Annotated in this window: 24 protein-coding genes; 11 read left to right on the forward strand and 13 right to left on the reverse strand. The window is 64.0% G+C overall.

Annotated features, from left to right (window positions below; translation table 11 throughout):
* Positions 1 to 236: 236 nt before the first annotated feature.
* A complete protein-coding gene (locus DVO78_RS09400; RefSeq protein WP_120004559.1) occupies positions 237 to 551 on the forward strand; it encodes a hypothetical protein in 315 nt (104 codons plus the stop codon).
* A gap of 129 nt (positions 552 to 680) precedes the next feature.
* Here DVO78_RS09400 and DVO78_RS09405 read toward each other — a convergent pair whose 3' ends face one another.
* The gene (locus tag DVO78_RS09405) at positions 681 to 1,112 is read right to left on the reverse strand and encodes an organic hydroperoxide resistance protein (protein ID WP_120004560.1); all 432 of its coding nucleotides are present in this window, start codon (positions 1,110 to 1,112) and stop codon (positions 681 to 683) included.
* A gap of 151 nt (positions 1,113 to 1,263) precedes the next feature.
* On the opposite strand from DVO78_RS09405, the gene DVO78_RS09410 reads away from it, so the two are divergent.
* The 5 genes from DVO78_RS09410 (at position 1,264) to DVO78_RS17555 (ending at position 4,826) form a co-directional block, all read left to right on the forward strand.
* On the forward strand, positions 1,264 to 2,604 hold the full coding sequence (locus DVO78_RS09410) for a galactokinase (protein WP_120004561.1): 1,341 nt from the start codon (positions 1,264 to 1,266) through the stop codon (positions 2,602 to 2,604).
* A gap of 318 nt (positions 2,605 to 2,922) precedes the next feature.
* Positions 2,923 to 3,141 (forward strand): hypothetical protein, encoded by a 219-nt coding sequence (locus DVO78_RS09415; RefSeq protein ID WP_120004562.1) that lies wholly within the window; start codon positions 2,923 to 2,925, stop codon positions 3,139 to 3,141.
* Between the two features lie 3 nt (positions 3,142 to 3,144).
* Complete coding sequence (locus DVO78_RS09420; RefSeq protein WP_120004563.1) at positions 3,145 to 3,912, forward strand: pyroglutamyl-peptidase I; 768 nt, start codon at positions 3,145 to 3,147, stop codon at positions 3,910 to 3,912.
* A gap of 215 nt (positions 3,913 to 4,127) precedes the next feature.
* Positions 4,128 to 4,331, forward strand: a complete 204-nt coding sequence (locus DVO78_RS09425; RefSeq protein WP_120004564.1) for a hypothetical protein — start codon at positions 4,128 to 4,130, stop codon at positions 4,329 to 4,331.
* 45 nt (positions 4,332 to 4,376) lie between these two features.
* Positions 4,377 to 4,826 carry a hypothetical protein gene (locus DVO78_RS17555; protein ID WP_157983973.1) on the forward strand — a complete coding sequence of 150 codons (450 nt, stop codon included), beginning with the start codon at positions 4,377 to 4,379 and terminating at the stop codon, positions 4,824 to 4,826.
* A gap of 94 nt (positions 4,827 to 4,920) precedes the next feature.
* On the opposite strand, the gene DVO78_RS09435 is transcribed toward DVO78_RS17555, so the two are convergent.
* The 3 genes from DVO78_RS09435 to DVO78_RS09445 all read right to left on the reverse strand — a co-directional run bounded on the left by DVO78_RS09435 (position 4,921) and on the right by DVO78_RS09445 (position 8,809).
* Positions 4,921 to 5,643: a hypothetical protein gene (locus tag DVO78_RS09435; protein WP_238385228.1), complete on the reverse strand. Its 723-nt coding sequence runs from the start codon at positions 5,641 to 5,643 to the stop codon at positions 4,921 to 4,923.
* 310 nt (positions 5,644 to 5,953) lie between these two features.
* Entirely contained in the window at positions 5,954 to 7,318 is a 1,365-nt protein-coding gene (gene dnaB, locus DVO78_RS09440; protein ID WP_420799085.1) for a replicative DNA helicase, read from the reverse strand.
* A 48-nt stretch (positions 7,319 to 7,366) separates the two neighbouring features.
* Positions 7,367 to 8,809, reverse strand: coding sequence for a condensation domain-containing protein (locus DVO78_RS09445; RefSeq protein ID WP_120004566.1), 1,443 nt, complete (start codon positions 8,807 to 8,809; stop codon positions 7,367 to 7,369).
* Between the two features lie 198 nt (positions 8,810 to 9,007).
* Between DVO78_RS09445 and DVO78_RS09450 the strand changes: the two genes are divergently transcribed.
* Both DVO78_RS09450 and DVO78_RS09455 read left to right on the forward strand, forming a co-directional pair.
* Positions 9,008 to 9,790, forward strand: coding sequence for an alpha/beta fold hydrolase (locus DVO78_RS09450; protein WP_120004567.1), 783 nt, complete (start codon positions 9,008 to 9,010; stop codon positions 9,788 to 9,790).
* A 786-nt stretch (positions 9,791 to 10,576) separates the two neighbouring features.
* Complete coding sequence (locus tag DVO78_RS09455; RefSeq protein ID WP_120004568.1) at positions 10,577 to 11,692, forward strand: LLM class flavin-dependent oxidoreductase; 1,116 nt, start codon at positions 10,577 to 10,579, stop codon at positions 11,690 to 11,692.
* A 24-nt stretch (positions 11,693 to 11,716) separates the two neighbouring features.
* Here DVO78_RS09455 and DVO78_RS09460 read toward each other — a convergent pair whose 3' ends face one another.
* The 7 genes from DVO78_RS09460 to DVO78_RS09490 all read right to left on the reverse strand — a co-directional run bounded on the left by DVO78_RS09460 (position 11,717) and on the right by DVO78_RS09490 (position 17,264).
* Positions 11,717 to 13,024, reverse strand: a complete 1,308-nt coding sequence (locus tag DVO78_RS09460) for a glutaminase (RefSeq protein WP_120004569.1) — start codon at positions 13,022 to 13,024, stop codon at positions 11,717 to 11,719.
* Positions 13,025 to 13,198: 174 nt separating this feature from the next.
* Positions 13,199 to 13,651: a 50S ribosomal protein L9 gene (gene rplI, locus DVO78_RS09465; RefSeq protein WP_120004570.1), complete on the reverse strand. Its 453-nt coding sequence runs from the start codon at positions 13,649 to 13,651 to the stop codon at positions 13,199 to 13,201.
* 28 nt (positions 13,652 to 13,679) lie between these two features.
* A complete protein-coding gene (gene rpsR / locus DVO78_RS09470; protein WP_120004571.1) occupies positions 13,680 to 13,922 on the reverse strand; it encodes a 30S ribosomal protein S18 in 243 nt (80 codons plus the stop codon).
* A 128-nt stretch (positions 13,923 to 14,050) separates the two neighbouring features.
* Entirely contained in the window at positions 14,051 to 14,617 is a 567-nt protein-coding gene (locus DVO78_RS09475; RefSeq protein WP_120004572.1) for a single-stranded DNA-binding protein, read from the reverse strand.
* A gap of 59 nt (positions 14,618 to 14,676) precedes the next feature.
* Positions 14,677 to 14,976, reverse strand: coding sequence for a 30S ribosomal protein S6 (gene rpsF, locus DVO78_RS09480; RefSeq protein ID WP_120004573.1), 300 nt, complete (start codon positions 14,974 to 14,976; stop codon positions 14,677 to 14,679).
* A 471-nt stretch (positions 14,977 to 15,447) separates the two neighbouring features.
* Positions 15,448 to 16,770, reverse strand: a complete 1,323-nt coding sequence (locus DVO78_RS09485; protein WP_238385229.1) for an MATE family efflux transporter — start codon at positions 16,768 to 16,770, stop codon at positions 15,448 to 15,450.
* Entirely contained in the window at positions 16,767 to 17,264 is a 498-nt protein-coding gene (locus tag DVO78_RS09490; protein ID WP_157983974.1) for a flavin reductase family protein, read from the reverse strand. Before DVO78_RS09490 ends, DVO78_RS09485 begins: the two co-directional genes overlap by 4 nt.
* A gap of 233 nt (positions 17,265 to 17,497) precedes the next feature.
* Between DVO78_RS09490 and DVO78_RS09495 the strand changes: the two genes are divergently transcribed.
* Complete coding sequence (locus DVO78_RS09495) at positions 17,498 to 19,201, forward strand: thiamine pyrophosphate-dependent enzyme (RefSeq protein WP_157983975.1); 1,704 nt, start codon at positions 17,498 to 17,500, stop codon at positions 19,199 to 19,201.
* 39 nt (positions 19,202 to 19,240) lie between these two features.
* Positions 19,241 to 20,707: an aldehyde dehydrogenase (NADP(+)) gene (locus DVO78_RS09500; RefSeq protein ID WP_120004576.1), complete on the forward strand. Its 1,467-nt coding sequence runs from the start codon at positions 19,241 to 19,243 to the stop codon at positions 20,705 to 20,707.
* A 28-nt stretch (positions 20,708 to 20,735) separates the two neighbouring features.
* Here DVO78_RS09500 and DVO78_RS09505 read toward each other — a convergent pair whose 3' ends face one another.
* Positions 20,736 to 21,749 carry a uroporphyrinogen decarboxylase family protein gene (locus tag DVO78_RS09505; RefSeq protein WP_120004577.1) on the reverse strand — a complete coding sequence of 338 codons (1,014 nt, stop codon included), beginning with the start codon at positions 21,747 to 21,749 and terminating at the stop codon, positions 20,736 to 20,738.
* Entirely contained in the window at positions 21,742 to 23,064 is a 1,323-nt protein-coding gene (locus DVO78_RS09510) for an NtaA/DmoA family FMN-dependent monooxygenase (protein ID WP_120004578.1), read from the reverse strand. Before DVO78_RS09510 ends, DVO78_RS09505 begins: the two co-directional genes overlap by 8 nt.
* 231 nt (positions 23,065 to 23,295) lie before the next feature.
* On the opposite strand from DVO78_RS09510, the gene pdxR reads away from it, so the two are divergent.
* Positions 23,296 to 24,798 carry a MocR-like pyridoxine biosynthesis transcription factor PdxR gene (gene pdxR / locus DVO78_RS09515; RefSeq protein WP_120004579.1) on the forward strand — a complete coding sequence of 501 codons (1,503 nt, stop codon included), beginning with the start codon at positions 23,296 to 23,298 and terminating at the stop codon, positions 24,796 to 24,798.
* Positions 24,799 to 25,324 lie beyond the last annotated feature (526 nt).

Consider the following 25,324-nt stretch of genomic DNA (forward strand, 5'->3'; position numbering starts at 1 on the left):
CTCTGTAATCAGCCTGGGTGGATGGAGGAGCATCGCGATCCCTAGGCGGCGGTGTTCAACCCGGACTACGCCTCGGCGTCAGAAGCGTCGGTTCGCACGATCGGCTGGTCAGACCGGGCCGAGTGAATCATCACTGTCATCACCGTTGGCGACGAAGACGGGCATCTCTGGGACGCGGCAGCGTTTCGGCCTCACTTGATCGGCGAACGTCACTATTTGAGTGCACAGGAGGAGCAATGAGCGACATTAACAAGATGCTCACCACCGCATCCGACGATGCCGAACAGAACCGGCGCCAGGAACCCCCTGAAGGCATCCGCCCCCAGCGCCGCGCGGGCACAGGAAACCCCGCGGTGCTGTCCGCACGGCGGAGAGCGGAGCAGTACCTGCAGCTCGCGGAACTCGCCGCGCAGGCGGGGAAGCCGACCTCGGCCGCAACCCGTGACATCATCCTCCCCGGTCGTGGCGACAGTGAGGATGATCGTCTCGGCGCCAAGCTGGAAGAGGTGCTGCGCCGCACACTCTCGCCCCAGGTGCTGGCCGGAGCTTGATCCGCCCGCGCACAGACGAAGGCAAGCAGGCGCGATTCGCATGCCAAAACAAGCGACGCGTTGTGTGCACTGAGCGGCTCTCAGCCACCATCAGTGCAGACAACGCGTCGCCGATTCGCGGAACGGGGATCAGTCGTCTACGACATTGACCTCCACCTCGATGTTGCCGCGGGTGGCCTTGGAGTAGGGGCAGAAGTCATGCGCCCTCTTGGCCAGGTCCTCAGCGGCCTCCTGGTCCAGGTTGGGCAGGACCACCTCGATAGTGGCGGTGAGGGCGACGCCGCCGTCAGTGTCGTCACCGCCGATGCCGACCTTCACGCCCACTGCTGAGTCCGTCACATCGGCGTCTGCTTCACCGGCGACCCTGCGCAGAGCGCCGTGGAAGCAGGCTGCCCAGCCGGCGGCGAAGAGCTGCTCGGGGTTGTTGCCGTCCCCTGAGCCGCCCATCGCCTCAGGGGCGGCAAGCTTGAGGTCCAGCGCGCCGTCTGCGGTCTTGACCTGGCCATTGCGGCCGTCGCCGGTGGCCAGCGCTTCCGCGGTGTACTTCACATCTACTGCCATGGTGGGGCTCCTCCTGAAGTGGTCGTGTGACGAGCCGCTGCGGCGTCGTCGTTGCTTGCTGTACTAGACCACCACAGTCTTAGAGCGCTGGCTAGGGGGTTCGGTTCGGCTGTGCGCTGAGCGGGGCCTCGCAGTGGCAGAATTGGAGCCTATGCGTGACCTCTCTGCCCGATGGCTGACGCCCGGGGATCCTCAATCCACCTCCGCGGCGTTGACCTCCCAGTTCCGGCAGATCTACGGCGCTGAGCCCTCGGGGCTGTTTTTCGCTCCGGGCCGGGCGAATCTCAACGGCGAGCACATCGACTTCCACGGCGGGCGGTGCCTGCCCATGGCCCTGCCGCACGGGACCTATGTGGCCGCCGCGCCCAGGTTCGACGGCATGCTGCGGCTGCGCACCTTGGACCCCGAGCTGGACACCGGGGTGGTGGAGATTCCCGATGCCGCGGCCCTTCCTGCACCGGTGACGGCACCTTCGTGGACCACCTATGTCTCCGGGGTGCTGTGGGCGCTTGTTCAGGCGGGCAACGAGTACCCTGAGCTTCACCTGGGGGAGGGTTTCGGGGCAGATCTGCTGATCTGCTCCACACTGCCGATCGGAGGCGGGCTGTCCTCTTCGGCGTCACTGGAGTGTGCGGCCGCCCTGGCCTTTGTGGGCATCGGATCCCCCTTGGGCGCTGAGCATGCCGGGGAGGGACTGACCCGCGCGCTGACTGATGAGCGCCGTGCGGTGTTGGCCAAGGTGTGCATCCGGGCCGAGGTCGAGGCTGTCGGCGCCGGCACTGGAGGGCTGGACCAGAACACCGCGCTGCGGGCTGAGGCCGGGAAGCTGGTCTCCTTGGACTGCCGCGATTTTTCACTCCAGCGCACGGACCTGACAGCATTGCTTGAGGACTACTGCTTCCTGGCCGTGGACACCGGCCAGCCCCATGAGCTGGTCGACGGCCAGTTCGCCGCCCGGCGGGCCGAGGCAGAGGCTGCGGCCGCCGTGCTGGGAGTCGAGCGGCTGCGCGATGCTCTGCCGGAGAGCCCCTCAGAGCACGACGTCGAGCTGGTGTTGGAGACTTTCGACCGTTCCGTGGCGCAGGGAGCCGAGATGGGCGGACGGGATGCGGACGCCTGTCGCCGCCGCCTCAGGCATGCCCTGACCGAGATGCTGCGCAGCGGGCAGCTTCACCTGTTGTTCACAGCGTTGGCCAGCGGGATCGCTGGGGTGGACCACACTGCCGAGGTGGTGGGGAGAATCATGAATGAGGGGCACGCCTCCATGCGGGACTACGCCGAGGTCAGCTTCACCCTGGCGGACCAGGTGGTGGATACAGTGCTCTCTGCCGGGGCTCTGGGGGCGCGGCTGATCGGCGGCGGATTCGGCGGCTCAGTGCTGGTTCTGGCTCCGCGCCGCCAGGTGGAGAAGATCACGACGGCGGCCGCCCGCCTCTCTCCCCGCATCCGTTTTTTGGCGGCCATCCCGTCAGCGCCGGCGCGGGTGGTGTGAATGCTCATCTAACATTTCGAGGCGATTCCCTGCATACTGGTCAGTGCTTGGATTGACCGAGATGAGCCGAGAGACGTTGTTTCTTGCAACACGGCCAATAAGTACTCCCCGCACCCGCGGGGATGAGCCCACCAGGTTAGCTGCAACGCCTGAGTCAACCACAGCAACCCTCGAAGTCTTCACGAAGTGGGCACTCATGTGGTCTGCCGAGATACCTCGCCCGGAACTGCCTCATCGTCGGGGCTGAATACAGTGTTGGCACCCATCACCGGATGTCAGTCGGTAGGCTGGGAGAATTCAGGAATGGAGGTATGAGCTATGGCTGATCTGAACAAGCTCTTCAAGCTCGGATGGCTGCTGATCGGCATCGCCGCGCTGGTGGCGCTGCTGGTGATCATCGGGGTCTTCAACGGTTTGGGCTTCTGGGGCGCATTGTGGTCCTTCGTGTTCGTCGTGGCCCCGCTGGCGCTGGTCGGCTTCGCCTTCCTGGGCAAACGCTGGTTCAAGGTCTCCAAGCGCACCGGCCGCCGGCTCTAAACCGTGTCCAACACTGCCTCATCCTGCGCCGGACGCGAGGGTCCGTCCCTCAGCCGCCGGCCGAGCGGCGCTTCCAGGCCGGGCAGCGAGCAGGATTCCCCTGCCGCCGGGGCCAGCAGCGTCCTGCTCTCGGCCTTTGAGCCCTTCGGAGGTGCCAACCACAATCCCTCACAGGATGTCGTAGAGGAACTTGCCCGCCGGGCAGACAGAGGTGAGCTCACCGCACAGTCAGAGCACCCCGGCGTCGTGATCATCCCGGTCCTGCTGCCGGTGGAGTTCAGCACCGCAGGTCAGCTGCTGAGCACCTTCATCGACATGTACTCACCGGACTTGGTGATCTCCCTGGGCCTGGCCGCCGGCACAGAGACCATCCGGCTGGAACGGGTCGGGCTGAATCTCCGCGATGCCCGGATCCCGGACAACGCCGGTGCCCAACCAGCTGACGAACCGGTCATCGCCCACGGGGAAACCGCCCTGTTCAGCACCCTGCGCCTGAAAGCCGCCCGCGAACGCATCGCCGCCTCAGGGGTCCCGGTCTCACTGTCGCTGAGCGCCGGCAGCTATGTCTGCAACGATGTCCTCTACACCCTGCTCCACCACCTCCGCACCCAGAAACTGAGCAGCAGCGCCGGCTTCGTCCACCTCCCCGATCTGCGCGCCCCCGGCTGCCCAGTCAGCATGGAACAGGCCGCAAAAGCAGTAGACCTGCTCATCACCGAGTCGCTGAAACCGCTGCCCGACACCGCCACACCAGGTGGTGCGCTCCACTGATCGGGCAGCCCTGGTCCTCTGTGGGACCGTGATGAGCACCGCACGACGCCGCAAACGTCCTTTCCGGAGCCCACGCCTCTCCACCGTGCATCCAGCCCCCGCGAGAATTCGACGCAAAGATTGACCCTCTGCTCAGGCCGCTTCCAGCGTAGGTGCTTACAGTCGAACCCAACACAGAGTTATTTTTTTCGACCAACGGGTTCAGCGAGGTGACCATGACGTCACAAGAACAAGACCAAGCCCATGTCGGCTTCGGTCTGCAGCCTGCCCGGCGTGAGAAAGTCCGTCCGGGCCCCCACCATGACGACAATGATGACCTGGGCTTATCGGCGTCCAACCGCACCGTGACCATCACCCTGGTCATCGGCGTGGGTCTGATGCTACTGGTTCTTCTGCTCCCCTACCTCTCCGACCTCTGAGCCTTCCCGCTGGCGGCCTGCCCTGGCGGTAGGCTTGGCGGAAGGATGAGCAGGAACACCAAGAAGCGCCCCAGCCCGCCGCGGAAGCCGACATCCGCACGAGGTGGTCAGGGGCGCCCCTCGGCGAAACCGCGCAGTGGGAGACGCACCGCTAAGACCCCACACCGTGGGCGTACTGCGGCACGGCGCGGCGTCAGGGCAGCCCGCTACCTCTGGGCGGTGCTCACCGGGCTGATCATCGCCGCCCTGCTGTTCGAACCCACCATGGTTTGGACACTGGGCGTGGGGCTGTTCATGCTGGCCAATGCGGAACTGACCGGACTCTGGCTGGTGGTGGTCGGCTACGGCATGTCCTGCCTGCCGGCTGCCTTCGGCCTGCTGGTGGCCACCGGCCGGTTCTGGTTCAGCCTCACCCACGGACTGTGGATCGGCGTGGTCTACTCCGTGGCCGGCGTGTTGTTCCTCGAACACATTCTGGTGCTGCTCAACGGATAACGGGCCACCGCCTCTGGGGTCTCAACCGCAGGCCAGTGAGTGTGAGACCACCGGCGCTTGAGCTGAAGCCCACGCGCCGAAGGCTGCCCGCCGGTTAGTCATCGGACTCGTCATCCTTGCCCCGGGGTTGGCGCACCAGGAGATACGTCGCCCCGAACAGCAGGACCCCGGCCCCGATGGCTGCCACCACTGCCCAGTCCTCACCCACCAGGTCGTCCAGGAACGTCCTTGCCGGCGACTCGGGATCGATCAGCGCCACCACCACGAAGGCCGAGACCACAACTGTGGCCAGCATGGTTCCCAGACGCCGCCGCCACCGCGATGAGCTCGACTTCTGCAGGGAGTGCCCGGCCTTGGCGACCTGCTTGGCACGCAGCACCCGCAACGCGCCGACGCTGCGCAACAGTCGAAGGATCTGCATCGGCCCGATGCTGAAGACCAGACCGATGATCACCAGCACTGTCAGTCCCACCAGCCACCAGTTCCGGCGCAGCCAGTCGACCTTCCTGGGCGAGACGAGGAAAAAGACTATGGTCTCGAACACCAGCACCGCACTGGTGATCCACAGACCTACGTGCCCGATCATCTCGAAGGGCTCATCCATCAGGGTCAGGAAGACCGCAGGCACGGAGACCAGCGCCGCGATCAGTACCGGCCAGACCAGCCATCTCTCCCACCGTTGCTCGATCGCAGAAGCGCGCTCTTGGGACACGTTCCCCAGGGCGGTGTCAGTGAGTTCCCCAGCAGCCGACGACGCTCGTGCCGCCGCTGTCTGCTGCGGGCGCTCATCACCGACATCGGAAGAACGGGAGTTCATCACCCAAGACTAACTGCCGCCACCGGCCCCCGATCCGAAGAGCTGCCCTGGGCTGATGCCCAGCAGACAGCACAACACTCGCTTCAGACAGGCGTGATGGCCGGGCTCACCCGGCCGAAAGCTCAGCGGACTGGGCTCGCCGGAGGAGACCCGATTGAGCCGAGCGGAGAGTCGAGCTTGCTCGATCTCCTCCGAGGCGATTGAGGGTTGAGCGCCGAAGGCGTGACACCAGCTTCAGGTGTGAAGGCCGCGGCCTCTGCGCGCGGCCGAGAGCCGAGGTGGCTTTGCCGCCCGGCGGAACCAGCACCGCTCAGAAGTCCCGGGCCATGTCCCTGAACCGCTGGAAGTGGCCCTGGAAGGCGACCGTGATGTCCCGGGTGGCCCCGTTACGGTTCTTGGCGACAATGATATCGGCCTCACCAGCGCGCTCGGTCTCCTTGTCGTAGACCTCTGGACGGTGCAGCAGCATGACCATATCGGCGTCCTGCTCAATGGCACCCGATTCACGCAAATCAGAGACCTGCGGGCGTTTGTCCGGGCGCTGCTCAGAGCCGCGGTTGAGCTGAGAGAGGGCCACGATCGGCACATCGAGCTCCTTGGCCAGCAGCTTCAGGGTGCGGGAGAACTCGCTGACCTCCTGCTGGCGGGATTCGACCCGTTTGCCGGACATCAGCAGCTGCAGGTAGTCCACCACCACAAGTTTGAGGTTCTCACGCTGCTTCAGCCGCCGGCACTTGGCGCGGATCTCCATCAGCGTCAGATTCGGCGCGTCATCAATGAACAGTGGCGCCTGCTCTAACTTGTCCATGGCCCGGGCCATCTTCTCCCAGTCCTCGTCCTTGAGGCTGGAGCCCCGGCGCAGGTCACCGAAGAGCACCTGGGACTCCGCGGCCAGCAGGCGCATGGTCAGCTCGACCTTGCTCATCTCCAGGGAGAAGAACGCTGTGGTCATCCCCTGGGCCACTGATGCCGAGCGGGAGAAGTCCAGGGCCAGCACCGACTTGCCCATAGCCGGGCGGGCGGCGATGACGATCAGCTGCCCGCCGTGGAACCCGTGGGTGAGGTCATCCAAGTCACGGAAACCGGTGGGGATTCCGCTGAGGGTGCCGTCGTTGGCGGCGTTGACCTCAATCTCCTCGATGGTCGGAGCCAGAATCTCCGAAAGCCGCGCGTAATCGCTGGTCTGCCGGTTCTCCGCCACACTGTAGATCTCCGCCTGCGCCTCATTGACGATGGCGTCGACCTCACCATCGGCAGTGTGGCCCAGCTGCACGATCTTGGTCCCGGCCTCCACCAGGCGGCGCAGCACTGCGCGCTCGCGGACGATATCTGCGTAGAAGGCGGCATTGGCCGCAGTGGGAACGGCCTGGGCAAGGTTGTGCAGATAAGCCGGTCCGCCCACCCGCTGCAGCTGCTGAGTCTTGGTCAGCTGGTCGGAGATGGTCACCACATCGGCCGGCTCGCCCCTGCCGTAGAGATCGATGATGGCCTCGAAGATCATCTCGTGGGCCGGGCGGTAGAAGTCACGGCCCCGCAGGATCTCCACCACATCGGCGATGGCGTCCTTGGAGAGCATCATGCCGCCCAGCACAGACTGCTCGGCCACCATGTCCTGCGGCGGGGTGCGCGACTCAGCCCCGGCACCGGTGCTGGGGTCGTAGGTGTCCACACTCACGCAGGCAGTCTCCTTAGGCGCATAGGGGGATCGAAGCGGGGCACCACTCTACCTTTTCTTGCTGGAGGGGAACTCTGAGGAGGGGTCTGCTCTGAGTGCTCGAAGCGCCTGCTGCTCCAGCGGTGCCCGCAGCCCGTAGACCAGACCTGCCAGCCAGGTGCGCATCGAGCGCCTGGCCTGCCGGGTGTCCGGGTAGCGGCAGCGCAGGTGCATTCCGGTCTGGTTGATGACGAACCAGATCATCACCCCGTCAGTGCGAATCACCGCAGAGACATGCTGTGGGTTGAGCTCCTCAGCCACATTGACCGGCAGCTTCCGGTGGTCCAGCCAGGACATCGCGAACATTCCGGGGTCCTGCGGCATCCCTCCGTGGGGCCGCATGATCGGTGCCAGGGGGTAGGAGCCGAGCCGGGCGGCCTCCTTCACCGCGGCGTATGAGCCCTGATAGTCGTCCTGGTGGTTCTCCAGGACCGAGTTGGTGATGAACCAGCCCACTGAGTCGAACCAGCGGCGGTCATGGCGGGAATGGACCGGGAAGACCGCGCGGAAGGGTTCGCCGGAGAGTTCGCCAGCCAGTCGGGTCATGACAGAGACCGCGACGGCGATCAGCCTCACCTGATGCTCAGCGGCATGGACTTCCACCTGGGCGAGCTCTTCGGAGTCGAACACGTCGCGGATCTCCACGATCTCCTCCACCGGCTGGGAGATGTCGCCGAGATCCAGCGGGAACCGGGGCATCGAACCACCGCCGGCGGCCAGAATGTCGCTCCAGCGGGAGAGCACCTCCTGAGGCGGGAACGGCTGGTCCTCCAGCTGCTGGGAATGGGCGGCGAAGGCCTCAGCCGGGGGGAGCCGCGCGCCGACGGGCTCTCCGGCAAGCACGTCCTGGACGCATTCGGCCATATCCCGGGCCAGCACCAGCAGGCTCCACGCGTCGATATGAGCGTGGTCGGAGCCGATGATCACCTGGGGGGTGCGCTCTCCGGTCTCTTCTTCGATCACGCACAGTCGGTAGGACGGGGTGGCGAAGGATCGGCAGACCTGGTCGAAGTGGCTGCGCAGGCGGCTGCGCAGAACATCGGGGCTTTGGGCACCAGCATCGCTGAGCTCCTCCCACTCACCCGGGGTGATGTTCACCGCCGTCAGGCACAGCCGGGTCTGCGGACCACCGCTGAGCTGCCGGCTGGGCGGGTCAGGCTCTGGGGCGCCGTCGTTGTGGTTTTTCCAGGTGAAGACACTGCGCAGAGTGCCGTGCCGGCTGATGACCTGTGACCATGCTTCGGCGATGGTCTCGCGGCTGGCGGGCACCGGCAGGGAGAAGGCGACGGCCATCCAGGAGCCGGGCCGGGAGCCGAAGCTGACATGGCGGTCCTGGTCGAAGGAGACCGGCAGCCGGAGTGGCGGATGGCGGTCCGGAGGGTGGGTGCGCACCGAATAGCTGTACAGCCTTCCGGGCTGTACCTGCATCTGCGAGACATTGGTCAGCCGCATGGGCGTATTGTAGACGGATGCGGCGTCGTCAACATGTTGCCGCCGAAACCTCCGGTTAACAATGATCCGGACACATGGGGGGTGCCTTGAGCAGCTGCTTGAGGCGCGATGGCCGGTGCAAGCCGGTCCAGAGGCGCGCGGGGTCTCCCCGCCACCGGGACAAGCACTGACTGAAAGGTAAAAGACGCAGCCGTGGGCATGTTTCAGACGGTAGGAGCCACGCTCGCCTATGAGCTGACCGGCGACGACGGCGCTCCGCTGTTCGTTCAGATGCATGGGCTGACCTCCTCGGCGTGGCGCGAGCACCGGGCAGGCTTGGACGTCACCGGGCGGCTCGGAGACTTTCGGGTCCTGCGCTACGACGCCCGGGGGCACGGGTCCTCCACCGGCCGCGCCGTGCCGGAGGACTACGTATGGCCCCAACTGGCAGATGACTTGTTGGCGCTGCTGGAGACGGTGGCCCCAGGGATGGCCGTGCATACCGGCGGGCCCTCCATGGGCGCGGCCACCCAGCTCTATGCGGCGCTGAAGGCCCCTGAGCGGTTCGCTTCGCTGACCCTGCTGGTACCGCCCACCGGATGGGAGACTCGCAGGGGGCAGGCAGGCCACTACGAGGAATCAGCAGCGCTGGTGGAGAATGAGGGCATCGGGGCCTTCATCCGGGTGGGAGAGTCTGTGCTTCCTCCCCCCGCGCTGGCCGATCGGACCAAGGAGCGGGTGCCGGCGGTGAGCCAAGAACTGCTTCCCTCCATCTTCCGGGGCGCTGCCCTGACCGATCTGCCGCCGAAGGAGCAGCTGGCCCAGCTGCAGATTCCGGTGCAGATCCTGGCCTGGGTGGACGATCATGCTCACCCGGTGTCCACCGCCGAACAGCTGCAGCGGCTGATTCCAGGGGCGCAGCTGGCGATTGCGGAGACCCCTGAGGACCTGGAGACGTGGCCAGACAGAGTGGCGAGGTTTGTCCAGCGCAGCCGTGACTGACCGTGGGGAGGATGAGACGACCGGATCACCGGACCGGCCCTTGGTGGGGTCTTCGGCAGGATCACGGCCGACCGGCCGTGATCCCCTTCCCTTCGCCTAGGTCCGGCGATCCGATCTCACTGCGTCCCTCGGAGATCCCAGGGCAGCCGCGAACTCTCCTGGCAGCAGGAGATCGCCTGTCCGGTTCACTCAGTCCGGCCGCTGTGAGGCGGACGGTGGCCGACGAGGATGCACGCCGGCGTACAGCCGGCCAATACCCACGTCAGTCGGGAACTCAATACATCAGCTCCCACACCTTCCGGGGCTGTGTCCCCACTCCTGATGGGCGGAGACGCACCCCACACTGGTGCGGAGGGACGTTTGCCACTGTAGGCCGAGTTTGGCCCCCGAGCAAGACCTTTCGCCACAGGGGTTGTGGATAAAATGTGGAGAGTACGGCGTGTCCTGTGCAGAACCTGAGGGTAAACCTGTGGATGACACTGTGTAGGTCTCATGAGTATTGCTCTGACATGGGATGATGTAGCGACACGCTGTGGATTCAGACTTTTTTCTACCCGTTTCTCCATCCCCTGGAGGCACTTGCTGTCGGCCGGATATGGGTGTATGAGCGCCCAGATGCACCACTTTTTCCACAAGATAATCCACAACATGGAGAACCTATGCGCGGAAGGGAAACAAACCCCCTGGTCACAGCGATGTGCAAGTATTTCAAATTTGAAGTAATATCAAGTGTGGTGGCTTCATGGCCTTTCTTTCACCCCCTCACCTACTCTGGGCAGGAGCATTATGCAGTTCGGCATCTTTTCCATCGGTGATGTGACTCCCGACCCCGTCACCGGGCGCACCCCCACCGAACACGAGCGGATCACCGCCACTGTGGCCGTGGCCAAGAAGGCCGAGGAGGTGGGACTCGATGTCTTCGCCATCGGGCAGCATCACAACCCCCCGTTCGTCGCCCCGGCCAACCCGCCGATCTTCATGGCCCACATCGCCGCACAGACCGAACGTATTCTGCTCTCCACCGCCACCACGCTGATCACCACCACCGATCCGGTGCGCATTGCCGAGGACTACGCCTATGTCCAGCACCTCACAGAGGGGCGGATCGACCTGACCCTGGGCCGGGGCAACACCGGCCCGGTCTATCCCTGGTTCGGCAAGGACATCCGCTCCGGAATCCCGCTGGCGGTCGAGAACTATGCGCTGCTGCACCGGCTCTGGCGAGAAGAGCAGGTGCAGTGGCAGGGCCGGTTCCGCACACCGCTGCAGGACTTCACCTCCACCCCGCGGCCTCTTGATGCGGTCCCGCCCTTCGTCTGGCACGGGTCCATCCGCTCCCCGGAGATCGCCGAACAGGCGGCGTACTACGGCGACGGGTTCTTCCACAACAACATCTTCTGGAACAAGGAGCACACCGGGCGGATGGTGGATCTGTACCGGGAACGCTTCGCCCACTATGGGCACGGCCGTGCCGAAGACGCCATCGTCGGGCTCGGCGGGCAGGTGTTCATGCGCCACAACTCCCAGGATGCCGTCCGCGAGTTCCGTCCCTACTTCGACCACGCACCGGTCTACGGCGGCGGCCCCTCACTGGAGGAGTTCACCGAGCTGACTCCGCTAACAGTGGGCACTCCTGAGCAGGTGATCGAGCGCACCCTGAGCTTCCGCGACTACGCCGGGGACTACCAGCGTCAGCTGTTCCTGATCGACCATGCGGGACTTCCGCTGAAGACTGTTCTGGAGCAGATTGAGCTCCTCGGCGAAGAGGTGGTACCGGTGCTGCGCCAGGAGGTGGCCGCCCGGCAGCCGGAGGGGACACCGCCGGCACCGACCCACCAGAATCTCACGCAGCGCAGAGCAGAGGGCCGGGACCCGGTGCCAGGAGGCGCCCAGGCGTCGTAGGCAGGCGTGCCGCGCCCACCGGCTTCAGCGGTGCGGGCAGACGCCCTCCGGATCATCGACGGCCACCCCGTAGCCTGCTTCCTCCAGACGCCGGATGAGTTCGCCCAGCATCCTGACCCCGGTCTCCGAGACGCTTTCGACCCTGCTGAGGTCCAGCCTGATCCGGTCCTCCAGCTGCCCGGATTCGCTGGCGGCGACCACACTGCGCAGCACGCGTTCGGCACCGGAGAACCTGATGGTCCCCTGCAGCCTGATCCGGCTGGTGGAGGTGCCCTCCTCCGTGATGGTCCGGATCCCGCGCACCGCAGTGTTGGAGGGCTGTTCATTGCTCATCAGGTGCAGCCCCATGTCCTGCGAGAGACGTTCGAACATCTCCACCCCCTGAACGCTGTTGCCGGCGGCGTCCAGCCGGGGAGAGAAGCTGGCGATGCCGACCTGGCCCGGCAGCACCCCGATGATTCCGCCGGAGACGCCCGATTTCGCGGGAATCCCGATGCGGGCCAGCCACGCCCCAGAGGCGTCATACATCCCGCAGGTGGTCATCACGCTCAGCGCCTGCCTGGAGGCCTTGGCCGAGACCACCCGCTCCCCGGTGCAAGGCTGGACACCGTTGTTGGCCAGGGTGGCGGCCATCAGCGCGATGTCACGGACCGTCACCAGCACTGCGCACTGGTCGATATAGCCCCGGACTGCCTCGACCGGCTCATTGGTGATGACTTCGTGGGTGCGCAGCATATGGGCGATGGCCAGATTGCGGTAAGCGTCCCGGTACTCCGACTCTGCAGCCTCGTAGTCGATGCTCAGATCACGCCCGGCACATGCCGAAAGCCCGGTGAGCACCCGGTCAGTGCGTCGCTGCACCTCATCGGTGCGTGCCGGGTGCTCCGGTGCGGTGGGCCGACGGTCCGCGGTGCCGCGGTGCTCACTGTCTTTGTGCTCAGTGTCCTTGCTCTCGGCATTCAGCAGCTGGTGCGCCGCGATGGCACCGGCATTGATCATGGGGTTCAGCGGCCGGCCGGTTCCGCCCTCCAGGGAGAGCTCGTTGAACGCTTCGCCCGAGGGTTCCACGCCGACGGCCTCCAGCACCGCCTGCAGGCCGATGTCATCGATGGCCAAAGCGTAGATAAAGGGTTTGGAGATCGACTGGATGGTGAACTGGTGCTCATCGTCTCCGCTGCCGTAGGTGGAGCCGTCCACTGTGGCCACCGCCAGGGCTCTGCGGTCAGGATCCGCCCGGGCCAGTTCGGGGATGTAGTCGGCCACATGGCCTGAGGTATCGGCCGAACAGTTCTGAAGAACTTCCTGCAGGTAATCCGGTATAGGCGAACGCATCGGTCCCTTTCGACATTGGTGTACCGCCCTGCGGCACGCGGGGCCACGTGCGGCGAGTCTAGTACTTCTGCGCCGACCATCAGTCTCTGCGGCGGAACACCGTAGAACGACGGCGGGCCCCACCCGGCATGTGCCCGGTGAAGCCCGCCGCCGTTGGTGAAGCGAATACCCGGTTTACTTCGCTGCGACCACCTGGAGGTCCAGGGTGGCGGTCACATCGGCGTGCAGCTTCACCGTGGCATGGTAGCTGCCGACTGCCTTGATGCGCTCCGGCAGCTCGACGGTGCGCTTGTCGATGCTTCCCAGCCCTGAGGCCTCAACGGCCTCAGCGATCTGGGCGGCGCCCACGGTGCCGAACAGGCGTCCGGACTCACCGGACTTCACCCCGATCTGCACAGGCTGAGCCTGCAGCTTCTCGGCGATCTGCTGGGCCTCTTCGACAGTGGCGATCTCGCGGGACTTCCGAGCAGCACGGAGGCGCTCGACGTCCTTCTCTCCGCCCTTGGTCCAGGTCATTGCGTAGCCGCGGGGCAGCAGGTAGTTGCGTGCGTACCCGTCCTTGACCTCGACCACATCGCCGGGGGCGCCGAGGCCGGTCACTTCCTGAGTCAGGATGAGCTTTGCCATAGGTCTGTCCTTTCCTTCCTCAGTCGTTTCAGCCGCGGCCGGCGCCGGAGTACGGCAGCAGGGCCACTTCGCGGGCGTTCTTGACGGCCTGGGCGATCTTGCGCTGCTCCTGGACGGAGACGCCGGTCACCCGGCGGGCACGGATCTTGCCCCGGTCAGAGATGAATTTCCGCAGCAGGGCGGTGTCCTTGTAGTCGATGACCTTGATGTCAGCTGCCTTGAGCGGGTTGGCCTTCGGCTTCACCGGCTTTTTGATGTCAGGCTTTGCCATCGTGGTGCTCCTTTTCTGTATCTTCAGGCCGCGCTGCCTTCTTCAGACAGCGTCGTCCGATCTGTTGGAGCCCGCAGCTCCTCATGGAGTGCGGGATGGTGAATGTGTTAATTGAATGGTGTCCCGTCTCAGAACGGGGGTTCGTCGTTGCGGCCGGTGTCCCAGCCGCCGCCCTGGGAGGGCTGGCCACCCCACGGGTCGGGCTGCTGCCCGCCGCCGAAGGAACCGCCTCCGCCTCCTCCGCCGAAACCGCCGGAGGGCTGGCCGCCGCCGAAGTTGCCGCCACCCTGGTTGCCGCCGCCGAAGCCTCCTCCGCCGCCCTGGCGGGGCGCCTGGCGCTCCACCTTGGCGGTGGCATAGCGCAGTGAGGGGCCGATCTCGTCGACGTCGAGCTCCCAGCTGGTGCGCTGGTTGCCCTCTTTGTCCTCGAAGCTGCGTGCCTTGAGGCGTCCCTGGGCGACCACCCGGGTGCCCTTGGTCAGGGATTCGCACACGTTCTCCGCAGCTTCGCGCCACAGTGAGCAGCGCACGAACAGTGTCTCGGCGTCCTTGAACTCGTTAGCCTGCCGGTCGAAGTACCGGGGGGTGGAGGCGATGACGAAGTTGGTCACCGGCGCACCGGAGGGGGTGAACCGCAGTTCGGGGTCGGCGGTCAGGTTGCCGACCACGGTGACGACAGTCTCGTTATAGGCCATGGTCTGTACCTCTTTCTGGAATGGTGTGTGTACCTAAAAGCTGAGGCCGAGACGCCGGTTCAGGCGATCTTGAACTCTTCGGGCCGGATGATCTTGGTGCGCAGAATGGTCTCATTCAACCGCAGCAGACGGTCCAGCTCCTTGGCGGAGTCGGGGGTGGAGTGGAAGTTGACCACCGCGTAGATGGCCTCGTTCTTCTTCTGGATCTCGTAGGCCAGCTGGCGGCGTCCCCAGATGTCGATCTCGTCGACGGTGCCGCCTTCCTTCTTGACCAGCTCCATGTATTTGCCCAATGTGGGCTCTACGGTGCGCTCGTCGACCTCGGGGTCGACCAGCACCATCAGTTCGTAATGACGCATTATTGAACCCACCTCCTTCGGTCTTGCGGTCACGGGATTTCCGTAACAGGAGGTTCTCTGCGTTACTGCTGCCCAGACATGCGCCTGCACAGACCGGCTCATCTTACCGGGAAGACGACGACGACGCCATCTGGCCTGCTCAGCGCCAAACACCAGTCTGGTCTAGAGTTTCCGGTTGCGCAGAGCTCCCAGTCCTCAGCAGTGGGAAGGCCTACAGAGAATGACGTCTATATGGCGCAGAGAATCTAGCGTATAGCTATGTCCTAATCGCGTCGAAGCGTGAATGACCCGCGGAATATCCTCATGCAGGTCTAGTAGCAACTGACTGATCATCGACAGTAACGACGGGTGCGAGACACTGTGGCCACCATCAGGTCTCTCTTGCCAGAGAAAGCACACAAACTGTCCGAATTTCTTGACACAGCTCAGAGGGTCTGACGGCAGAGCGAGAGGTCCGCATCGCCACCGCTATCAGCCAATGCCGAGCGTTTCGCGATTCCTCCTCAGCCGCAGCACCAGCGTGCACAGGCGAAGGAACATGTAGACCCCGAAGAACGCGAGGGCGAGAAAGGTTAGTCCTACCTCGCCTCCCGAAGAAAGCAGAGGCGGCAGCACGAGCAGAGGCGCAAAAGGCACCAAGATGACGACGCCGGAGAACGCGAGATAACGCATGTGACCTGCACCCATGAGAACGCCGTCGAGAATCGACACCGTCGCAAACAACGGCTGTGTCACTGCAAGGACGATCAGTCCCGGCCAAACCAGCGATGCGGCCAAGGGATCGTCGAACACCAAGATACCGATCCAGCCGGCCGACAAGCCGACGAGAAACCCGACAACCGCCCCTACCCAGAGCCCCCATGCCACGATACGCCGGATGACCTGAGCCACGTATGCCTTGTCGTTGCGCCCTGAGCCCGACCCGACCAACGCTTGACTGGCAACGGCGAGCGCGTCATAGACGAAACCCGTGATCGAGAACACTGTGAATACGATCTGCCAGCTAGCAAGTTCCGCAGTCCCGAGCGCTGTCGCCACACCGACAGTTCCGAGCAGAGCTCCACGCAGCGCCGCCGTGCGAAGCAGTAGCCAGGCGCCATCTTGTATTGCTCCGGTCCATCGACCGGTCTGCGGACGAAGAAGCACCCCAGAGCGCCTCGCATACCGGACGATCACTGCGAGATAGGCGATCGCCATACCCCACTGCGCGATGAGAGTGCCGATCGCCGCACCGACCACGCCCTGACCGAACCCGTAGATGAACAGCCAGTTCAGCAGGATGTTTATCCCGAAGGCCACGGTGGAGACGACCATGGGCATCACCGCGTTTTGCAGCCCCCGCAGCAGTCCCGTGGCGGCGTAGACGAGGAGCGAAGCGGGAATGCCGAACAACGCCACCGCCATGAAGGCCGTGGCCTCGGCGTGCACCGCCGGTGTCGGATTGAACAGAGTGAGCACACCGGGGAAGACGAACACCCCAACGATGACGACGGGTCCCCCGATCGCCACCGCGAACCAGATTCCGGTTACGCCCTCGGCGATCGCCTGATCGATCCGGCCCGCCCCCATCGTCCGGGCGACACGCGAGGTGGTGGAGAAAACGAGGAAGACCATCAGCCCTGTGACCGTCTGCAAAACCGCAGAAGCAATCCCGAAACCTGCGAGTGCCTCGACGCCCAGACGGCCGATCATCACTCCATCTGCAAGCAGGAATAGGGGCTGCACGCTGACGGCGATGAACGTCGGAAGCGCCAAACGCAGAATCTGACGATTGAGAGGGTCGAATATCTTCACGCCGCGAGGAGGCGGTGGAACTTCGAGAGGTGGTACAACAGTGGACTCCCGTCGGCATGGAAGCGGCCACGATGCACCTGGAGTAGAACCAGCACGTGATCTCCGGCCTCGATCTCGGCGTGAACTGAGCATTCGAAGTGCACAGGAGCCTCGGCGATGAACAGGGCACCGTGTTCTCCGGTCTCAATGCGCACGTCACGAAAGCGATCACCCTCGCGAGCGGCCAGACGACGGCACACCAGCGACTGCTCTACACCGAGAATCGACACTCCTATGCGATCGTGCTGACGAAGTCTTCCCCACGTGCGCGACTCCTTCATCGCGCTGAATAACACGATCGGCGGCTCCAAAGAGATTCCTGCTGCGAAGGATGACACCGCAAACCCGTCGGGTTCGCCGTCACTCTCGATGCAGATCGCGGCAACGCCCGAGGGGAACCTCGCGAACAGCTCGCGCATGAGATCGGGATGCGCGTTCGCGAACACCTCACTCATATTTTCCTGGATTGACTGCACCATTGTGTCGCTCGCTCTCATGAGGTCAGTACGTGGATCTTCAGTCTGCCCAAAAAATGGAATGAGAGTCAGCCCATTTCTATCTAGCGCCAGTAGTCCACTTGAAGGCAGGTTGAACCCCGAGAAGATCTGTGCCCGTCGGCGAAGTGGCTCCCTGGGCACGCCTCCGAGTGGTCTTGTCCATTCGAATGACGAACATGCACAGTTGCATCATGACGATTGAGGCACAGTCGATGGATACGACAACACACATGACGGGTGAGCCGGTGGAGGCGGCGACAAACGTGGTCGGGGCCCTGGCCGATGCCGGCGTCGACATCGCATTCACCGTTCCGGGCGAGAGCTTCCTCGCCGTTCTCAATGCGTTATACGATGAGCCGCGCATCCGCACGGTCGCCACGCGGCATGAGAGCGGAGCTTCGTTCATGGCAGACGCCTATACCAAGCTCACTCAGACGCCGGCCATCTGTATGGCGACGCGGGCGGTAGGGGCGGCCAACCTCTCCATCGGCATCCACAACGCCCAGCAGGACTCGGTACCCATGATTGCGATTCTCGGACAGGTGTCCAACGGAGCCCGACACCGAGAGTCCTTCCAGGAAACCGACCTCGACCAGTTCCTCCGCCCGTTTACCAAGTGGGCCTTCGAACCGACTGCCCCCAGCGAGCTCGGAGCGCTAACGCACCGCGCTGTGCGGACGGCCATTTCCGGTCGTCCTGGCCCGGTGGCGATCTCGCTGCGTGAAGACGTTATTCGCGAGCCCGTTCGCCGTGAGAGCTACAGCACGATCCATCGGCCCGAGCCAGAGGCATCCAGCGACGAGATCGCCGTCGTCGAGGCCCTGCTTCGCGACGCGCATCGCCCACTCCTGCTGGTGGGCGGTGAGATCATGACGACTGCTGCGACACCCGCCGCCGTGCACCTGGCTGAGTCGGCGTCTGCCGGCGTGGTCACCCTGTGGCGCCGCCCCGATGCCTTCCCCAACGATCATCCGCACTATCTCGGGCATGCGGGGCTGGGGGCTGCACCCATCGTCCGGGAAGCGATGACTGGGTCAGACCTCTGGATCGTTGTCGGCGGCCGCTTGGATGAGAACACCCTCGATGGTTATACGCTACCCACCGCAGAGACGTCTGTGGTTCACGTCGGAGTCGATGCCGACGGGCTTGACCCGCGCGGTGAGGGGTTCGGTGTGGTCTCCACATCGGCGGCGTTTCTCCGGCTCCTCGCCGAGCCGTTCAGCACCGACCCCCTCGAACCGGCGAGCGCCGGCGAGCGCCGCGCGTGGATCACCGATACTCACGAAACCTGGCAAGCGCAGACCACGCCGGAAGGACGTGCGGTGTCTCCGGGATATGCGGACCAATTTGAGATCGCCAGGACGATGCGCGAACATCTCCCACCCGACACCATCGTGGTCACGGATGCGGGGAACTTCTCCGCATGGAGTGCCCGTTTTCTTCGGTGGAACGCGCCCTTCACCTTCGTCGGGCCTGGCTCCGGGGCGATGGGCTATGCCATCCCGGGAGCGGTAGGAGCGCAGCTGGCCCGCCCCGACCGGCCGGTGCTGGCAGTGGCCGGTGATGGTGGCTTCCTCATGACCGCGATGGACCTGCAAACCGCTGCGCGCGAGCAGCTTCCGATCGTCGTGGTCGTGTTCAACAATGGCCAGTACGGCACGATCCGTATGCACCAGGAACGCAAATACCCCGGTCGTCCGATCGCCACAACGCTGGGTGAGGTGGACTTCGTCGCGCTCGCTCGTGGGCTCGGTTGCGGGGCTGAGCTCGTCCTCGAAGCAGAGGAATTCTCAGCAGCGCTAGACCGCGCATTCACCTCGGACGCACCATACGTTCTCGAAGTGCGCACAGACCCCGAACAGATCTCGATTTCCTCCATCGTCGAACTCGACTGAACGCTTCCACAGCACGCCATACCCGAGTACAGGAAAACAATGTCCACAGAATCCTTCCCTTTCCTCCATGCAGACACACCTGACGACGTTGCGGAACTCATCACCCGTTCCGCCGCTGAGAGCACCCGGTGGAGTCGTCGATCACGTCAAGACCGCGCAGACGTGCTCGAGACGATGGCCACTGCGTTCGAAGCACACCAGTCAGAGATTGTCATCCGCGCCTGCGAAGAGACCCACCTCGCCGAGACCCGAATCCAGGGAGAACTCGCACGCACCCTGTATCAGTTCCGCTTCTTCGCCGACGTCATCCGTGAAGGATCCTACCTCGAGGCGATCATCGACCATCCCGGCAGCACACCGATGGGCCCTCGACCGGATCTGCGGCGCATGCTCACCCCGGTGGGGCCGGTCATGGTCTTCGGCGCCAGCAACTTCCCCCTCGCCTTCTCCGTCCCGGGGGGCGACACAGTAAGCGCTCTCGCGGCGGGCAGCAGTGTCATCGTGAAGGCGCATGAGGGGCATCCGGAGACGTCCCGCTTCACCGGAGCCGTGATGGCGGAAGCGGCCCGTGAAGCCGGGCACCCTGATCTCCTCACTCTCGTGCAGGGCCGCCAGACGGCCCAGCGAGCGCTCCTGGAAAATCAACTCGCCGCCGTCGCGTTCACGGGGTCCGCACAAGGAGGTCAAGCGATCCAGGCCATCCTGGCCACCCGAGAGACACCGATTCCATTCTACGGCGAGCTCTCCGGGCCGAATCCGATGGTCTTCACTGAGAACGCCCTGGAAGCACGCCGGGAAGAGATCGCAAGCGACCTCACTGCATCAGTGGTCGGCAGTATGGGACAGCTCTGCACGAAACCGGGTCTCGTCTTCATTCCTGCGGGCAAGACAGGCGACAATTTCCTCAACTCTCTGAGCGCCCAGTTCTCGGGCCAGACCGGCGCGCCTCTGCTGACGCGCGGAATCGAAGATGCCTACCGCTCCGGTATCCATGCACGTACGGACGCGGAGGCAGTGACCGTCATCAGCCACGGCACCGAGGCGGCGGGCGTTCGTCCTCAGCTGTTCGCGGTGGAGCTCGATCGCCTACGGTCCGCGCATCGGCAGGAGTGCTTCGGACCGACGACGATGATCGTGCGCTTCAGCGACATCCGCCCGTTACTTGCCGTACTGCGAGAGCTGGAAGGGTCCCTCACTGGCAGCGTCCACGCGGAGTCAGCAGACGGCGAACTGGTGACGCTGGTCATCGACGCAATGGCGTCACGAGTCGGGCGGATCATCGTCAATGGCTATCCCACCGGAGTCGCGGTAAGTTGGGCGCAGCACCACGGCGGCCCTTGGCCGTCGACGAACTCGCTACACACCTCCGTGGGAGCGACCGCCCTCCGCCGGTTCCTTCGCCCGATTGCATACCAGGATGCGCCTGAGTGGGTGCTTCCGCCTGAGCTTCGCGACGACAGCGCAGGCCTGCCGCGCCGGGTCGACGGAGTGCTGTGCCTACACTGAGAATGCGTCCGGCGCGGCTGTTCCGGGGTCAGTCCCGGACGCCGCGCAGCAGTTCGTGAAGGTTGTCCGACCTCAGTCGTGTCCACGGCGACACGGAGCAGTCCGGAGACAGCATCAGACCGGGTACCGACGCGGCGCGCAGCCTCAGACCCTCTTCATACGCTTCCTGCGGTGTTCCGGTAAGGAGGTATTCGTCACGGCGAACGCCCGTCACGAGCCCTTTATCGGTACGAGCGTGCGCCTCATCGACGTCCGGGTTTCCGTGGTCATGCACCGACCAGCTCAGTGCCGCCACCGGCAATGCATCGGCCAGGTCGAAGTGGATGCGGGCACCGCATGGGTGCACAATGTTCAGCCACCCAGCCGCAGCCTGCTCCAGCACAGCCTGGTCGTAGGGGAGCAGCGTCTGACGATACTCCTCCTCAGACATGAAATCGCTCGTGGCATACAGGAAAATCGCGTGAAATACGCCATCTGCCCCTTCGGCGAGAGCAGCCTGGGCAAACCGGCCGATGTAGCCGGAGATCGCAGTGAGCACCCGACTCATGAGCCCGGGGTCGTCAGCCAGCCAGCGCCGCACTGCGTTCTGATCACGTCCGAGCAGGTGGCCGGCGACGGATGCTGGTGAGAAGACCGTCTGGACGATCGGCATATCCTCACCCACCGCCTCCCTCACGGTGCGAAGGACGTTGAGCTGCTCCTGCAACACGGTATCGAGATCCGTGCGTTCGGCGCGGTCGATGACGTCAAACCAGTCGGCGCGCCGTTCTACACGTTTGCGGAGCACCATCGGGTGAGTTTCTCCGGAGGGGTGCGGTCTGAAGGCAGCCCCCAGACTCTCCGCAAGGACAGACAGTCTTCCATGCAGCTTGATCCAATCCCATCCGTAACCCCCTGCCGCCGCAAGCGTCGATGCGGCGAGTTTGGTTGGGAACCACTCCGCGAAGTAGTCGTGCCCCCAGAAGCTGATAGGTGGGCGGTCGAGATCCTGGCGGGCTAGGGCGGCCTTCACACGCTCAGAGGGCAGCATGGGTTCAGCCACGCTCAGCGGTGGCGTTCAGCCGCTGCCGGAATGTCATCTTCTGTGGGCTGGCACCCGCCATAAGACGGCGCTCCTTGAGGAGAGGCACGACAAGGTCGGTGAAGTTGGGGCCATCGACCTGTGTTTGCTGGGGCAGGATCATGAAGCCGTCCGTGACGCCCGCATCTGCCCAGCGCTGGATCTCGTCGGCCACCGTCTGCGGGGCACCCGTGATGCTCAGCACGCCCTGGCCGCCGTTCATAAGTACGCCAAGGTCGCGAAGCGTGCGAATCTGACCTCGTGCGACGAGGTTGCGCACCATGGCAAGCTGCGTTTGGAAGGTCTCGGTGCTCCCGGGCTCGGGCAACTCCGGTATCTGATCATCCAAGGCTGCAGAGGTGAGGTCCAGGCCGATGAGCTTCGACACATTCGCCAGGGTCTTCTCCAGCGGAAGCAGATCGAACAACTCTCGATTTCGGGCTTCTGCCGCCTCGCTTGTCGGTTCGACGAGCACACGCACCGACATGATGACAAACACTTTTTTCGGATCGCGTCCAGCGTCGGCGATGCGCCGCTTGATGTCTTGGTAATATTCACGCGCATCGTCGATATGCTGGGCGACCATGTAGACGACCTCTGCGTACTTCGCGGCAAACGCACGTCCATCCGGGGACTGTCCCGCCTGCACGATCACTGGTCTCTTCTGCGGGCTCGGCACCACATTAAGTGGACCTGCGGTCGAGCGGTAGCGGCCCTGATAGTTCGCAGGTGCGACCTTCTTCTTGTCGAAGAACCGACCGCCGCCCTGATCGGCGACCACGGCGTCGTTCTCCCAACTGTCCCAGAGTGCGAATGCAGCCTCAGCCACATCGTTCGCCACTGCGTAGCGCTCGCCGTGCGACACCGGTGCCTCCAGTCCGAAGTTCTTCGGGGAGAGCGGATCAGCCGTTGTGACGATGTTCCAGGCGGCGCGACCATGGCTGACGTGATCGAGCGAGGTGAGGTACCGGGCGAGGTTGTAGGGCTCGGTGTAGGTGGAGGAAACTGTGCAGACCAACCCTGGATAGCGCGTGTGCGAGGCAACCGCCGCGAAAAGTGTGAACGGCTCGAATGCCTTGACGAAGGCGGTTTCGTCAGCGGCACCATGGTTGAAGGCGAGCGAATCGGCGATGAAGAGCATCTCGAACCCCGCCGCCTCCGCTTTCTGCGCAAGTTCGATCTCATACTCAATGGAGTGCAACTTGCTCGGGTCGCTGCCCGGGTGACGCCAGGCACCGTTGTGATGCCCCATTGGGTCGATGTTGAACCCGAAAATTAATGGCCGACCCTGCGACATGACGATTCCTCTCAGACATTCCGACAGCGACGCCCTTTGCGCCTGTCTCCGCGCGATCGAGGAATCCTGTCGAAGTTTTGATTGTCCTGTCAGGTTAGGACGGATCTGGCGTTATAGTTAAGGCCATTCTGGACGCTATCGGTTAGACCACTTGGTCCGTTCAGCACACGGATTCCGGTAGTCGGCATAGGACGGTGGCGTCGACCTGATCGAAAGCGAGGACCCTGTCGCATGTCCCACACGGCCAGCCTCGTGAACTCCATCCTCACCGATACCCACCGAAGCTCCCGCCCGGTGTACGAACAACTCCGCGAGGGGCTGCGCGAGATGATCCTTGGCGGTCAAGTCCCCACAGGTTCACGACTACCCTCCAGTCGGCGATGGGCCGAAGACATCGGCGTCTCACGCATGACTATCACCAGGGTCTACGACGAGCTCACCGGCGAGGGTTTCCTCGAGCGGGTGCAGGGCTCTGGGACCTACGTCTCCAATGATCTGAGTGCTTTTGCCTTCGGTAGGGGCGAAGAGAAAGGGAGAGCACTCGCCACCAGCGAGGCAAAACCTGGCGCCTCCGTCTCTGCCAGAGCGACATCCGGGCGGACGATCCGCACCAGCCACCTGCCTCCGCAGGCACGACCTCTTCCGTTTCGTCCCGGGGCGGCGTCGTTCGGCGACTTCCCGATTGACACATGGAGCCGCTACGTCTTGCAGGCCTGGCGCAAGTCACCGAAGGCGCTCACCATGGATTACGGGCCGACGATCGGATACGGGCCACTGCGCGAGCAGATCTCCCAGCATCTCTCTGTGACCCGCGGAGTTCGATGTGTATCGGAACAGGTAATCGTCACCAGTGGATCGCCGGCGTCGTTGGCATTGGCCGCAAGAACCCTGTCCGACCCCGGCCAGATCGCCTGGGTCGAAGACCCAGGAAGCCCAGAAGCGCGCGGGGTCCTGTCTGCGGCCGGATTGAACAATCAACCGGTCAATGTCGATGCCGATGGCTTCGATCTGGAGCGGGCCATAGCAGTGGCGCCGTCGCCGGCTCTCGCGTGCGTCTCGCCGTCTTATCAGTTTCCTACCGGGGTCATCATGAGCATGCGTCGCCGGATGGAATTGCTGGAGGAATCGAAGTCACGAGGGTTCTGGGTTCTCGAGCATGATCTGGACAGCGACTTCCGTTACTCTGGCCGCTCTTTGCGCGCCCTTCAAGGGATTGATCGAATCGATCAGGTTGTGTATATCGGCTCCTTTACACGCAGCATGTATCCAGGAATTCGACTCGGATATCTCGTCGTCCCCCGAGGCATCGTCGACGTGGTGACGAATGTGCTAGAGCAATACGACTGGGTTCCGCCAATGGCTACTCAGATCGCGATGGCCTCGTTCATGGCAGATGGTCATCTGGCTCGTCATATTCGTCGAATGCGAGTGTCATATATGAGCAAGCGAGACCGGCTTGTCGCTGCCCTCAACGACGTGTTGGGAGGAGAGTCCACCGTTGCCGCACCAGACGCCGGGATGCACGTCCCAGTCGAACTGCCCGACCGGGTGTCAGTCGATGACGTGATCGCAGAATTGCGTAGCCGGGCGGTCGAGAGCCTCCCCGGACGTAACTACAGCCAGTCCGCCAGGGGCGATAACCAGCTCGTCTTGGGGTTCGCGGCGGGCTCAGCGCGGGAGTTCGCTCGAGCCATCACCGTGCTGCGCCAGGTGCTCACCTCGGCTCTGGGCTGAGCAAACCGCGGCACCCGCTACGTGGGTTTGCAGAGCCTTTTGAAGGTCAGGTGGGTTCCGAAGACGACTGCCCAACATCATGGATACTTCCCAAAAGGTGGATGGGGCTCAGGGTGGCCTCCCAATCAGGCATCCCATCCTTGCCTGCGATCATCGGCCCAACTGCTCAGCATCTCTCAGTTAATTGGTCCCAGCGCGCTCGATCGGTCAATGGCGTGGACACAGCGGAAGCCCTCTGAGGAAAGACTGCTCGGCAAACAGCAACGCTCTTAGGAGAGGGCGGACATACTTCAAAGTGGTCTACTCTAATACGGCTGAAGTGGCTATTGCTGTATTCCAACGCCGCTCATAGTCTGGCTTGTATCCACACGGCGACTGGTGCGACAAGGTGATGGGCGAAGGACCTATCTCGTTTGTTTGCTACCGGCCAATCCGCACTGAGGGTTCGACCGCTGTCCGCTTCGGCATCCGGTGGGCGAGTTGGCATCCAGGCAAGACGACATCCAGCAGAGAATTCTTACCTTAT

The sequence above is a fragment of the Nesterenkonia muleiensis genome, from assembly GCF_003600155.1.
In the GTDB taxonomy this organism is placed as follows: Bacteria; Actinomycetota; Actinomycetes; order Actinomycetales; family Micrococcaceae; genus Nesterenkonia; species Nesterenkonia muleiensis.

Coding starts and splice junctions, on each gene's coding strand:
- DVO78_RS09415 (WP_120004562.1), top strand. CDS start 2,923: ATGGCTGATCTGAACAAGCTCTTCAAGCTCGGATGGCTGCTGATCGGC.
- rpsR (WP_120004571.1), bottom strand. CDS start 13,922: ATGGCAAAGCCTGACATCAAAAAGCCGGTGAAGCCGAAGGCCAACCCG.
- pdxR (WP_120004579.1), top strand. CDS start 23,296: ATGTCCCACACGGCCAGCCTCGTGAACTCCATCCTCACCGATACCCAC.
- DVO78_RS17555 (WP_157983973.1), top strand. CDS start 4,377: ATGAGCAGGAACACCAAGAAGCGCCCCAGCCCGCCGCGGAAGCCGACA.
- rplI (WP_120004570.1), bottom strand. CDS start 13,651: ATGGCAAAGCTCATCCTGACTCAGGAAGTGACCGGCCTCGGCGCCCCC.
- DVO78_RS09410 (WP_120004561.1), top strand. CDS start 1,264: ATGCGTGACCTCTCTGCCCGATGGCTGACGCCCGGGGATCCTCAATCC.
- DVO78_RS09460 (WP_120004569.1), bottom strand. CDS start 13,024: ATGCGTTCGCCTATACCGGATTACCTGCAGGAAGTTCTTCAGAACTGT.
- DVO78_RS09445 (WP_120004566.1), bottom strand. CDS start 8,809: ATGCGGCTGACCAATGTCTCGCAGATGCAGGTACAGCCCGGAAGGCTG.
- DVO78_RS09475 (WP_120004572.1), bottom strand. CDS start 14,617: ATGGCCTATAACGAGACTGTCGTCACCGTGGTCGGCAACCTGACCGCC.
- DVO78_RS09500 (WP_120004576.1), top strand. CDS start 19,241: ATGTCCACAGAATCCTTCCCTTTCCTCCATGCAGACACACCTGACGAC.
- DVO78_RS09510 (WP_120004578.1), bottom strand. CDS start 23,064: ATGTCGCAGGGTCGGCCATTAATTTTCGGGTTCAACATCGACCCAATG.
- DVO78_RS09450 (WP_120004567.1), top strand. CDS start 9,008: ATGTTTCAGACGGTAGGAGCCACGCTCGCCTATGAGCTGACCGGCGAC.
- DVO78_RS09400 (WP_120004559.1), top strand. CDS start 237: ATGAGCGACATTAACAAGATGCTCACCACCGCATCCGACGATGCCGAA.
- DVO78_RS09435 (WP_238385228.1), bottom strand. CDS start 5,643: ATGAACTCCCGTTCTTCCGATGTCGGTGATGAGCGCCCGCAGCAGACA.
- DVO78_RS09425 (WP_120004564.1), top strand. CDS start 4,128: ATGACGTCACAAGAACAAGACCAAGCCCATGTCGGCTTCGGTCTGCAG.
- DVO78_RS09455 (WP_120004568.1), top strand. CDS start 10,577: ATGCAGTTCGGCATCTTTTCCATCGGTGATGTGACTCCCGACCCCGTC.
- DVO78_RS09405 (WP_120004560.1), bottom strand. CDS start 1,112: ATGGCAGTAGATGTGAAGTACACCGCGGAAGCGCTGGCCACCGGCGAC.
- DVO78_RS09495 (WP_157983975.1), top strand. CDS start 17,498: ATGACGATTGAGGCACAGTCGATGGATACGACAACACACATGACGGGT.
- rpsF (WP_120004573.1), bottom strand. CDS start 14,976: ATGCGTCATTACGAACTGATGGTGCTGGTCGACCCCGAGGTCGACGAG.
- DVO78_RS09490 (WP_157983974.1), bottom strand. CDS start 17,264: ATGAGTGAGGTGTTCGCGAACGCGCATCCCGATCTCATGCGCGAGCTG.